This is a genomic window from Bacillus sp. 03113 (assembly GCF_006546985.1).
Classification (GTDB): Bacteria; Bacillota; Bacilli; order Bacillales; family Cytobacillaceae; genus VATK01.
On record NZ_VATK01000001.1, the window covers coordinates 360,649 to 372,823 of the forward strand.

Sequence of the window (12,175 nt, forward strand, 5' to 3'; positions counted from 1 at the left end):
AGAATGTTCAAAATGTCAAGGTTGAAAGGAATTACAAATAAAATGGAAAAAGGAAAAATAACCACTTTTCAATTATTTAGTTTAATCGTCCTGTTTGAATTAGGTACAGCGATGATGATTCCATTAGGTATAGATGCCAAACAAGATGCATGGCTATCTATTTTGATTGCTATGATTGGTGGGATTCTTATTTTTTCAGTTTATGCATACCTTAATCATTGCTATCCGAAATTGTTATTAACCGGTTATGTTAAAAGGATAATAGGGAAGTATTTCGGTTTTGTAATTTGCTTATTATATATTTTTTTCTTCATCTATGGTGCAGCGCGTGATTTAAGAGATGGGGTTGAATTATTACTGCTTTCATATGGGGATACACCGATTTTTGTTCTTAGCTTGATTATGATGATGGTTGTTTGCTACGCTTTGTTTTTAGGAATTGAAGTGTTATCACGTATAGGAGAAATCTATTTTTTGCTTTTTTTATTTACTGGTGTAGTATCGATTGCTTTTTTATTTTTATCAGATGTAGTCCATTTTGAAAATGTACAACCAGTTCTCGAGGAGGGGTGGGAGCCTGTCTTTTCTAGTGTTCTAACGCAAACTGCGATGTTTCCTTTTGGTGAAATGATCTGCTTTACGATGATTCTTCCTTATTTAAATCAAGTAAAGTATGGCTTAAAAGTAGGGGTATTTGCCATCATATTAAGCGGAGTAGCTTTAGCTTTTATCGTGTTACTCGAAATAGCAGTACTTGGAATAAATAATATGGAACAAACCGTTTTTCCTTTTTTGGATATGATGGAGAAGATTGAAATTGGAGAGATTGTCCAGCGTTTGGATGCATTTGTTGTTATAAGCTTAATTATCAATGATTTTTTTAAGATTTCCATTTTTTCTTATGCAGCAGTCATTGGGGCTAGTGATATATTCAAAGTAAATAAGAATAAGCTTTTTATTCCTATTGGTATTCTAATTTTGATCGTTTCCCTATTAATTGCAAAAAATCTTCAATTGCATTTAGAGCAAGGAAGATTTGCATTAAAGTATATCTTTCCGCCATTTGTGATCGGTATTCCCTTATTGCTTATGATCATTGAAATGGTTAGGAGAAAGTTCAACAATAAATTAAAAAGCCATCAGCCTTCTCCACATAGCAATGGAGAAGGCTGATATTTAAAAAAGATGAACCAGATCGCGGAGCTCATCTGTAGAAAGCTTGGTAATCCAGTTTTCACTTTGGATAATTTGGTCATTGAGAGATTGCTTTTTTTCTAGCATGGCATCGATTTTTTCCTCTAGGGTCCCTGTACAAATGAGCTTATGAACATGAACGAATCGCTTTTGCCCGATTCGATAGGCACGGTCCGTTGCTTGGTTTTCCACAGCAGGATTCCACCAACGGTCATAATGAATGACGTGATTTGCGGCTGTTAAATTCAAGCCAGTTCCTCCAGCTTTTAAGGATAAGAGGAAAATAGGGAATTCTTGATTTTGAAAGCGATGAATCATTCGATCTCGTTCCTGCTTCGGAACGCTTCCATTTAGAAAGGGTACTTGTATATTAAATTGATCTTTCGCCATTTTTTGAATCATTTGCCCCATCTCAATGTATTGAGTAAAAATTAAGCAGCTCTCTTTTTGTTCAAGAACAGCTTTCAAAAGCTCATTTAATTTTTCAAGCTTAGTGGAACGAGTGAGTAAATGTGTCGGCTTCTCTTCCTTTAAGTAAAGAGAGGGATGGTTGCATAGCTGCTTTAACCTGCTTAGCATTTGCAGAACAAGTCCTTTTCGCTCAAAAGTGGTTAGCTTTTCAATTGAGTCAAACGTATCGCGCACGACTTGCTCATATAAGGATGCTTGTTCAGCAGTTAGTGGGCAGTATTCCTTTTGCTCAAGTTTGTCCGGCAGGTTTAATGAGACATCTTCATCCTTTTTCGTTCTTCTTAACAAAAATGGTCGGATTAACGTCTGTAGCTTCTGAATTTGCTCTTTTTCATCCTCTTTCTCGATTGGAAGGACAAATCGTCTTTGGAATTGACCAAGGCTTCCTAAATAACCATGATTCGTAAAATCAAAAATGGACCATAATTCAGTCAGTCGATTTTCCATTGGAGTTCCTGTTAACGCGATATGATGAAGCCCTTTCAACTTACGAACCGCACGGGATTGCTTTGTATGAGCATTCTTAATATTTTGTGCTTCATCGATTGCGACTGTACTCCAGGTTATTTTTTCCATATCTTCAAGATCTAAATGTGTCAGGCCATAGGAGGTTAATACGATATCAGAGTTAGCAACCTGCTCAGCAAAGGCATCTTCCTTCAATCGATTTGCTCCGTAATGAAGATACACGGTTAAATTAGGTGCAAACCGCTCCACTTCCTTTTGCCAGTTCCCAAGAACAGAAGTCGGACAAATAATTAAAGCAGGTCCAGCATTTTCCTGCTCCTTAACCTTTAAAAGATAAGATATAAGCTGAATGGTTTTTCCAAGTCCCATATCATCCGCTAAGCAGGCTCCAAATCGATAATTTCGTAAAAATAAGAGCCAGCTCATTCCAAGCTGTTGATATGGCCTGAGCTCACCTTGAAAGCTAGTTGAAACGGTTTCTAAAGGGAGCTCATTCACCTTTTTAAGCTTGTGAATCATTTGCTTCCATTGTCGATTTAATTCAATTTGAATTTTGGCAAAAGCTCTAGGGTTTTCAATAGCGTCTGACTCATCATTTTCTGCAGCGATTAGCTCTTGTTCGATAATGTCTCGAACATGTAAGCCTTCTTTTTCCGCTTTTATCATTAATTGTTGGATCTGATGGATAAAGGCAGGATCGAGCTTGATCCATCGACCGCGAATTTGAATGAGGCGCCTTTTTTCTTCAACCATTTTTTTGAACTCTTCCTCTGATAGATCGACTCCATTCATGGAAAAGCGCCAATCATATTCAAGCATTGCCTGAAGACCGACAAACGAGCGTCGGTGACTGTTGCTGCTTTTTACACGAGCTTTCATTTTTAAGCTGGCACTTTTCATCGCCTGCCACCAGGATGGAAGAAGAATATCAACACCTAATGCCAATAGTGTTTCACTTGCCTCGGTTAAAAAGATCCATGCTTCTTCTTCTGTTAGTTGATTCGCAATGCCCTTTTTTCCCTTTAACCACGGAAATAGCTGAATCCATTTTTCCTGTTCAAGGTCAATTTTATGCTCAAAGCTTCGCCATTTAGAAGGAAAACTCGCTGTATCCTGATGATCAATTAAACGATCAGGCTTATTTTTGTCACGTAAGAAAAGTTCTAAGCTCCAAGGCTGATCGATATCAGGAGGCTCCTCTAATTTAATGCCTAATGTAAAAGGAGTTGAGTTCTCCTTTAATCCAATCCATTCAAGCCAACTGTCTTCGTCAAAAAAGGAAGCTAGTGTTTTGGAAGGCAATTCTTGTTTTTTTAAGGAAGCAAGCTTATCTCCAAATCTATTTTTCATTTCTTCATCTTGATTCATATAAGATTCGACAGAATGATTGAACCATTCTTGTACGAATTGTTTATTTGTTATGCTCCCGCTATTTGTTTGAAGATTTTCCTCCCAAAAGTCAGCATTGAATTCATTCATCACTCGTTCTGGCAAAGTCCACTGGAATTCATTATTTTCCCAAGAAGCAAAATCAGGGACCCATTCATGGCGATGCATGGAGTCAAGGACCGTATGAGCAGACGCTAAACAAATTTGTGAGGTTTCATCCCAATCCCAATCGATCAATCGGTTAAATCTCTCTTTTCCAAAAAGGGTGACAAGCTGCCAGCCATCGATCAACACACCTTCAAGGCCATTCACAATTTTCGTTTCAAGCATAGTGCCAAAATAACTTTCATCATGCCGATTAAAAAAGAGGTATTTCCATTCATCTGGCGGTAAAATGTGATCATCGTTTCTTTTAACCATGATTAAATATTGATTTTGTTCGACGTTTGTCACATGTATTTTTAAATATCTACTTTTAAGCATGAATAAGCTTACCTCCAAGTACAGTGAAAAACTGCGCAAATCAAGATTTGTTCCTTGCTTCGTTATTGGTTTTCTAATTGCCTAGCTCCGACGTACAGGACGTACTAGTGCCGATGAAGACATAAGGCACTAGTACGTCCTTAATCGGCCACTTTTCTATTCTTCTTTAATGATCTTACCTCTTTTGCATTCCTCATGAAAGGCGCGAAGGCGCTTTGTACGATCTATAAGCGTTTTAATATATTGATCCCAATCTGTTTGCCGTTTTAATTTTTTATATAAGGTACGAAGCTTTTTCATTTCTTTTACAGCGGTACGGTAATGTTCGCGATTCTTCATATTAATATGCTCTTGTATAGATTGATGGTATAGTGGAAGCAAAATTTCGGGATCTTCATTTTGCAGATGCTTAATTCGATCGTTCGGCAGCATCTCCATGTCTAAGCCAATATAGGTCTGAAGCTCTAACCATTTATCAAAAATACCTTGATTAAAAAGAAAATATTCGTATTCTCCATAGCTATAAGGCAATGTTTGTACAAGAGCTTTTTCAAACAAGTCCAACCGTTTTCTTTCATGACAGTAAGGAGCGATCGTTTTCAAAGCTAAATTTGTAAAATCAAGACTTGAATCATAATGTTGCTGCTTTGCCAAAAAACCCTTTAAAGATTGGATGAATACTTGAATATAAAGTTCCATTCGTTTCCAATCCTTATGGGAGGATAATTGATTTAACCAGTATAAAAGAAAAGCAGCCATGTTTTCATCGGTTGTTTGAATTAGTTTTAATGCTGCTCGATCCTCTTGAAGCAAGAAATGTAGGTGGGTCTTTCCAATTTGAACAGACAAGCTTTTTTCCGAAAGCATTTCAAGTTTTTTTAGCTCTTCTTCACGCCACTCATTCCGATTAAATAACTGTGTCCATAATATTCGGTACACTTCAATGCACTCGAACCCAATTTTCGAATCCAGCAATAGCAAATGAGTGGAATCCTTTTTTAATTGATCAATAAATTGATCAAAGGCGAATGGAAGAGAGTGAACAGTAAGACGATCTAAAATATCGCTAATATCATCGGCTAGTCCTTGAAATAGATGACGGTAATAATGGTTAATGGTTTTTTCTTCATGCCTGCATTGAATGCTTAGTTCTGCAAGTTTTTGAAAGGAGAATATACTTGCGATTAGTAAATAAAGCAGCTTCCATTCCTTCTTAAGTGGTTCATTTGCTTTAATTTTTCTTCCATAAATACGAAAGAGCTCTGGGATTAGATGAGGCTTAGGCTCACCGTGACCCGTCATGATTTTATCAAAGCTCTGATTGAAATCGTCCGTCCAGGCTTCATAAGAATGCTGCAATCGACCTGATGTTTTCAATAAATCCTTTGCTTTTTGAATCCCTAATGCCCTAGCAGCTTGCTTTTCTTTTTGTGGTTCTCGAAAGCCTTCGAGCCAAGAAGCTACACTTCCTCTTTGAGAAGAGAGCAGATAAAAAAATACAGCAAGCATATGCCGGCAAAAGCCTTCTGCTGGGCAGGTGCATTCACTCATATTAATAAAATTTAAATCCAATGATACCTTCACTGGTGTAACGTCCTGAACTGTAGCAGTAACGAGATCATCTCCAAATTTTACTTGAGAAACGAGTCCTTGCTGATACAACAGAAGCCCTTTTTGAACCAAGCTTGCATCCTTTGTTTGATCAGGCTGCAAATGCTCCTTCAATGAGTTACTTACAAACTCTAAAGACTCCCAATATCTTTCTGGGATCACAATCACGAAAACATCCCTCCGGCTGGCAGCTAGCGCTAACCTATCTATTCAAAAATTTATTACCTTCTTTTTTCAAAAAACCTCATTCCTTTTATTATAGCTTGTAGCTGTCTCCTCTACCACTTTTTTTGGAATAGGATGATAGCAGCAAGTAAAAAGAGTAACTATTTTGATCTGTAATAGGCATAGGTAGTAGTAAAGCAGGAAATTATCGACAAAATCAGCTCATGCCTGTCACACTTTGTGCATTTGCGGTAAAATAGAGAGATGAAATTGTGTTCTATTGGAGGATTTTAGGATGAGTTATCAAGTTCAGCTGTTAAAAGGGCTTTTTAAGCCTTACAGTTCTTCTTATCAATTACGAAAAGCAGAGATGATGAGTGGTTTTTGGAAAAAATTTATCGTCCTCCTTTTATTAAGTGGTCTAATTCACGGAATTAGTGCTTATTTTGGAATAAATAATGAGCTCTTATCAAAGGAGCTAGATTCTATCACACTAAAAGAGTTTGAAGCACATAAAATACTTTTTGCTGCTGGTCAAGTTTTATGGGGATTGATTGTGTCAGTAATGAGTATATACATACCGGCATTATTCTATTGGGTATTCACCGATATAGAATGGAGAAAAATGGTCGTCATTCAGCTTTTTGTTTTGCTGATCCTGCTTCTCGAAAAATTATCACAAATACCGATAAGCCTATTGCTCGGTTTGCCGGACATATCATCTCCATTTTCATTTGGAATCATCGCACAAATTATAACAAAAAACGAATTTTTGCATGAGCTTCTCGCTCAGATTACGCTATTCAAAATATGGATGATGGTGATTCAGTACAAATATATACAAGCTATGTCAGATAGAAATTCAAAGCTCACAGTGTTATTGGTTATATTAGTGAACCTTTTTTTTATATTCGTCATCACCTTCTTCCATCTATTACAGCTGGAAAAATTGCTATAAGGGGGAGAAGTAGATGAAATGGAAAAACATTGCAATTAGTCTAGTAATCTTGTTATTTTTAGGCGTTAATCTTTTTTTATTCATAAAAGAAAATAATAAGATCAAGCAATCCTTTTATATAAAGAGTTGGACATCGGTAAAACAGCAACGGTTGTTAGAAACTTTTCCTACAACGGCTGTTGCAATACCTGCAGAAAAGCAAAGCATTTATTTTGATTCAAAAAATGGTGCCTTTAAAGACTTTCTTGTGCAAAAAGGGGAAGAGGTGGATGAAGGCACACCATTATTTGAGTATTCTGCTGCAAGTATTGAACAAAGACAAAAACAGCTGCAAGCAGATCTATCAGAGCTAGAACAAGAGTTAACGAGTATGGAAACCAATATTGATCGTTTATACGAACTTCAGTCAACAATCGAATCAGATAGCTATTCAGAAGAAGACCTTTCATCTTATTTGAGCGAGGATGAAGATAGCGAAGATGTATCTTCCATCCTAACACAAAGCACTCCATCAGATTCGTCTAGCAAGGTTTTAAGTGTATCAATTGAACAAGATATTTATGAAAAAGAACAGCAAAAAGAAAAAATAGAAGCAAAAATAGCAAAATATGAAGAGTTATTGAGTGGTGCAGATGAAGATTTATCCAATCTGGCAGTTGAAAGTGAATTGTCTGGAATCGTTCAAGAGATGAAAGAGGATTTGAATAATCCTGTTATTACAATTGTATCCAAAGAACAAAAGCTAGAGGGGACATTAAGCGAGTATAATAGACCGAAGATTGTGGAAGGAATGAATGTTCTCGTAACCTATGAAAATAACAAACAAATAAAAGGAACGATAGAGCAGGTTTCGAAAACTCCCGTTCAAAAACCAAACGTCAAAAAGGAAAGTAAGTATCCATTTACAGTACTGTTAGAGGATCAACGGGATAATCTCGTTCAAGGAACACATCTTGGAATCAAAATCATTACGAATGAAGTGGATGATGCGATAACGATTCCAGCAGAAAGTATGAAAAAGGAAAATAAGAACCATCTCGTTTATGTTTTAAAAAGCGGTAAGGTGGAGAAAAGAAAGATTGAAACAGGAATGACACTGAAAAAAGTGCAGCAAGTATCCAAAGGCGTAAAACAAGATGAAAAAATTGTTCATACAATGCCAATCTCAGTGAAAGATGATCATCCGTTTTTTACAAAATTAAAGATTAAACAATGGGATAAAAAAACAGTCAAATCCTTATCGAAAAAACAAATAGCGATCTTAATAGGAAAAGGATTTTTAGCTAAGTAATGTTGTAAAACCAAAAAACCCTTGTGAATTTGACTTCACAAGGGTTTTTTATCTATTTATTGGAACAATATTACATAAATGAGCATAGAATGACAATGCATAAGAAGATTAAGAATTAGCAATTCCGATAAATATGCCGCCTGAAATAATTAATATACTAGCAGCCGTTGCATATACTAACTGGCGTTTCGTTTTCTTTTCACCTAAGAAAATGATACTGCCGAAGATTGAAATGATAATCCCCATTTGTGATAAAGAAAAGCTCGTTGCAACCCCTAAACGTGATTGGGACATAAATAGAAATAAATTTCCAGCCGCCCATATTAATCCAGGAAGGATATTTCTTACCATATATTTATTAAAAGGTTTGTGCTTATACGTAATGATTAATCCACCAATCAACATTCCGATCGCTTGTGGAAATAAAGCAGTCCACCCATCAATATGGAAAATTCTTGCAACGACGACATAAATTAAAAAGCCACAACTTGAGATTGCTAAAGTGACGACTCCTTTTTTAAAATGTCCAGGATTGGCTGCTTCTTGGTGTTTTCCATCTAAAGTCGTTAGAAAAACACCGACTAGAATACAAAGAATGGCAATTGAACCTAATAAAAACGTTTGCAAAGTACTCCATTCTTTAAAAACAATGACTCCAAAAAGAGCAGTTGAAACTAATTGCATTCCTGTTGATATGGGCATTGATTTAGATACACCGAGATAAGGAACACTTTTAAATTGATTACTTTGGCCGATAGACCAAAAAAGTCCAGATACAATTCCAACAATAATAAGAGTAGGAGTCAACTCAGGTTTAACAATAAGAAATTGAACAAATGATAGTATTAATGCTCCGAAAACCGTCCCTAATGTTTGATTGTAAGGACCTCCACCCATTTTCATGCTAACTAAAATCATACTTCCCCAAGATAAAGAAGGAAGGATTCCTAATAGTATGTCCATTTTTTGAATAACCTACTTTCTTATGAAAAATTCACCCTGATGCTTATCATATGTAATCGATATCAAAAAGAATTAAACGTTTTCATTAGTATGAAAAAATATTGCCTTAAAGAATATTGGTGTTAAACGTTTACATAATTTAACGATATTATACATACCTCGCATTCACATTTTTTATTTTAACATGAACTTGCCCTTTTAAGGTAGTGAAAAATTTTTAACAAATGGATATTTTTGTCCAATATATGTCTATATTATAAAAATCATCATAAAAAATAGAGCACCTCCAAAAGAGTGCCCTATTTTTAAAAGTATAAAAAAGCATAGGTTTTCGGAACTCCGATCCAGTCTTACGTCGCTAAACGGGCGCTTGCGCTTTTCTTAATTACTTCCAAATATCTTTAAGCTCCCAATAAGTAAAATCTTGAACAAGGACTTCTCCATTATTAGAAAAAAGCTCAATGCCTAGTCTTTCTTCAGTCGGATAAATTCGGCTTGTCATTGTTTTTTGGCCTTCATTTGCAAACACTTCAATGGAAGAACGATCGAGAAAGATGTGAAGGTGGAGCTGTTCATTTGCATTCAGTGCTGTACGACGAATTCCATCTTCTTTTTTTCCGCTATTGGAACAATCTAATGTTAATGTTTGCTTTTTGATATCGTAGCTTATGATTGTTTCTTCTTGATTAATTCCACGAATTTTCAACCCAACGGTTTCCGAATCAGAGTTTTCTAAGTTAAAGACAGCTTTTATTTCAAGAAGCTCTTCTTTCGTTTCTACTAAATAACTTCCACTAATAATCTCATTTGTGCATTCAATATGTTCAGCTTGGCGCAATAATTTGAGCTCCTCGACTGGATTCATTAATAATTCTTGGTTGGCTCCCAATGTTAATACACGCGGAATGGTTAATGCTCCACTCCAGCCATCCGCTTTTGTAGGCATATTTGATTCCCACATGTCCATCCAGCCAATAGCAATGCGGCGCCCTTTATCATCCAATAAAGTTTGGACAGCATAAAAGTCATGACCATGATCTAATTCAGTAAAGGAACCATGTGCAAATGTGTTTGTTTCGTAATCATAATCCCCGATTAAGGAACCTGTTTGGAATAGATTTTGATAGGAATCTCCTTCAGGCTCCATTCCTTGAGGTGAGAAAAGTAAAACGGACTTTCCATCCAATTCAAAGAAATCTGGACATTCCCACATATATCCTACCGTTCCATCACTTTGCGCAAGTACGCCAATATATTCCCAGCTGCGTAAGTTAAGAGACCTGTACAGAATAACTCTGCCGACTTTATCCATTGTTGAATTTCCGACCACCATATACCAATGATCCTCGTGCTTCCATACTTTTGGGTCACGAAAATGCATAGAGCTATCAGAAGGTGCATTAGCAATGACTGGATTCTCACCGGCTTTTTCAAAATGAATTCCATCCGTACTAACCGCGATATTTTGATTTTGATAGATAATATCTTTTTCTTTGTCGAGCACATGATGTCCAGTATAAATAAGAGTAAGCTCTCCGTTGTTATCTACAGCACTTCCTGAAAAACACCCATCCTTATCACAATCATCTCCAGGAGCGAGGGCAACTGGACAATGCTCCCAATGAACAAGGTCTTTGCTCTTTACATGACCCCAATGCATCGGTCCCCAATTTTCATCATAAGGATGGTGTTGGTAAAAAGCATGGAATTCTCCATTAAACTGAACCAAGCCATTCGGATCATTCAGCCAATTTGCTGGTGGCATAATGTGATAGCCTAATCGGTAACGAAGGTTCATTTGTTTGCTTGCTTCTTCTAAATGCTTTTCTGCTTGCTGAATTTTGTTTAACGTAAACATGTTACATTCCCCCCTATATCATTTTGTGTGCAACGGATACCTTTTGCACTGAGGTAGTTCTTTTATTGCCATTAATCAAAGTAAAGGTTGAAGCAAAGGTGAAAATGAATACGAAGGCGCCCATGATTAAATAAGAATGGCGGAAGCCTATATCATCATACAAAATACCTGCAACTGGTGAGAGAATTGATGTTCCTACCTGTGAGGCAAATTGGAATCCAACAAGGTATAATATAGAAGAAAGTCTTGTGTCAAAATTGGCTGCTAAATATTTGAAAATGGCAATGAGCATAATCGGCAATTCTAGTGCATGTATAAGCTTCATCGCTGAAATGCCGACGGGTCCTGCTACCATACCTGAACCAATAATCCTAAAGGCCATTAAATATCCTGCAACAAGCAACGCTTTCTTTGCTCCAATTTTATTTACAATAAAAGGAGCAACAAACATCATACCTGCCTCTAAAAATACTTGAAAGGAGTTTAAATAGCCAAATGTTTGATTTCCTAATGCTTCTGTTGGAAACAAGGAGGCATAATAAATTGGAAATTGCTGATCATACACACCATAAACACAAGATACTCCAAGCACATAGACGATGAAAAACCAAAAATCTTTTAAAAGGAAAAGGTTTCTGACATCCATTATGCGGATCGATTCAGCTCTTTCAATCTCTTGATTCGTCATTTCGATCTTAATAGATAGAATAATAGATACTAAGATGACAGCTGAGACAGAGGCGATCCAAAAGTTAATATGTGGATTGATATTAAACAATTGTCCGGCAAAGAAGGTAGCGGCTGCCCACCCGAGCGAACCCCACATTCTTGATTTTCCATATTCAAAATTATATTTGCGACTGATTTTTTCTATATAGGATTCAATCGCACCAACTCCTGATAAAAAGGTAATTCCTAAATAAATCCCCCCAACAATCGCTCCTACAATAACATTGTACTGTAGCAGTGGTCCGTAAATATAAATAAAGAACGGACCAACAAAGAGTAGTAATAAACTGATCGTAAATAAAATATTCTTCTTTAAACCAATTTTATCAGAAATATAGCCATATATGGGTTGCATAATTAAAGCGAAGATAGCGTTTACAGAAAAGATTATACCAGTGGCAGCTCCACTTAATTTAATCTCTTGACCTAACCAAATAGAAAATAAAGAAAAACTAGCAGACCATGTGAAAAAGAAGAAGAAAAAATAAGCACTTAGCTTCCAATACATCTTTTTTGAACTTGTCATGATAATGGCTCCTTTATTTGTTAGATAAGGCTTCGGACAGGGAATCACACTCTGTAGGTAATCGCTTTC

8 protein-coding genes are annotated in these 12,175 nt (G+C 36.4%); 3 read left to right on the forward strand and 5 right to left on the reverse strand.

The window, feature by feature from the left end; genetic code table 11:
* Positions 1–12: 12 nt before the first annotated feature.
* Complete coding sequence (locus tag FDO66_RS03410) at positions 13–1,173, forward strand: GerAB/ArcD/ProY family transporter (protein ID WP_181444428.1); 1,161 nt, start codon at positions 13–15, stop codon at positions 1,171–1,173.
* A gap of 3 nt (positions 1,174–1,176) precedes the next feature.
* Here FDO66_RS03410 and FDO66_RS03415 read toward each other — a convergent pair whose 3' ends face one another.
* Together FDO66_RS03415 and FDO66_RS03420 are read right to left on the reverse strand one after the other, a co-directional pair.
* Positions 1,177–4,005 carry a DEAD/DEAH box helicase gene (locus tag FDO66_RS03415; protein ID WP_141430994.1) on the reverse strand — a complete coding sequence of 943 codons (2,829 nt, stop codon included), beginning with the start codon at positions 4,003–4,005 and terminating at the stop codon, positions 1,177–1,179.
* A 156-nt stretch (positions 4,006–4,161) separates the two neighbouring features.
* Positions 4,162–5,784, reverse strand: coding sequence for an SWIM zinc finger family protein (locus FDO66_RS03420; RefSeq protein WP_258535553.1), 1,623 nt, complete (start codon positions 5,782–5,784; stop codon positions 4,162–4,164).
* 292 nt (positions 5,785–6,076) lie between these two features.
* On the opposite strand from FDO66_RS03420, the gene FDO66_RS03425 reads away from it, so the two are divergent.
* Together FDO66_RS03425 and FDO66_RS03430 are read left to right on the forward strand one after the other, a co-directional pair.
* Complete coding sequence (locus tag FDO66_RS03425; RefSeq protein WP_141430995.1) at positions 6,077–6,739, forward strand: hypothetical protein; 663 nt, start codon at positions 6,077–6,079, stop codon at positions 6,737–6,739.
* A gap of 13 nt (positions 6,740–6,752) precedes the next feature.
* On the forward strand, positions 6,753–8,030 hold the full coding sequence (locus tag FDO66_RS03430) for an efflux RND transporter periplasmic adaptor subunit (protein WP_141430996.1): 1,278 nt from the start codon (positions 6,753–6,755) through the stop codon (positions 8,028–8,030).
* Positions 8,031–8,138: 108 nt separating this feature from the next.
* Here the strand turns inward: FDO66_RS03430 and FDO66_RS03435 are convergent, their stop codons facing one another.
* The 3 genes from FDO66_RS03435 to FDO66_RS03445 all read right to left on the reverse strand — a co-directional run bounded on the left by FDO66_RS03435 (position 8,139) and on the right by FDO66_RS03445 (position 12,106).
* Positions 8,139–8,993, reverse strand: a complete 855-nt coding sequence (locus FDO66_RS03435) for a GRP family sugar transporter (protein WP_141430997.1) — start codon at positions 8,991–8,993, stop codon at positions 8,139–8,141.
* A gap of 385 nt (positions 8,994–9,378) precedes the next feature.
* Entirely contained in the window at positions 9,379–10,851 is a 1,473-nt protein-coding gene (locus FDO66_RS03440) for a glycoside hydrolase family 32 protein (protein WP_141430998.1), read from the reverse strand.
* Positions 10,852–10,864: 13 nt separating this feature from the next.
* Positions 10,865–12,106 carry an MFS transporter gene (locus FDO66_RS03445; protein WP_141430999.1) on the reverse strand — a complete coding sequence of 414 codons (1,242 nt, stop codon included), beginning with the start codon at positions 12,104–12,106 and terminating at the stop codon, positions 10,865–10,867.
* Between the last annotated feature and the right edge of the window lie 69 nt (positions 12,107–12,175).

Coding starts and splice junctions, on each gene's coding strand:
- FDO66_RS03415 (WP_141430994.1), bottom strand. CDS start 4,005: ATGCTTAAAAGTAGATATTTAAAAATACATGTGACAAACGTCGAACAA.
- FDO66_RS03410 (WP_181444428.1), top strand. CDS start 13: ATGTCAAGGTTGAAAGGAATTACAAATAAAATGGAAAAAGGAAAAATA.
- FDO66_RS03435 (WP_141430997.1), bottom strand. CDS start 8,993: ATGGACATACTATTAGGAATCCTTCCTTCTTTATCTTGGGGAAGTATG.
- FDO66_RS03430 (WP_141430996.1), top strand. CDS start 6,753: ATGAAATGGAAAAACATTGCAATTAGTCTAGTAATCTTGTTATTTTTA.
- FDO66_RS03425 (WP_141430995.1), top strand. CDS start 6,077: ATGAGTTATCAAGTTCAGCTGTTAAAAGGGCTTTTTAAGCCTTACAGT.
- FDO66_RS03440 (WP_141430998.1), bottom strand. CDS start 10,851: ATGTTTACGTTAAACAAAATTCAGCAAGCAGAAAAGCATTTAGAAGAA.
- FDO66_RS03445 (WP_141430999.1), bottom strand. CDS start 12,106: ATGACAAGTTCAAAAAAGATGTATTGGAAGCTAAGTGCTTATTTTTTC.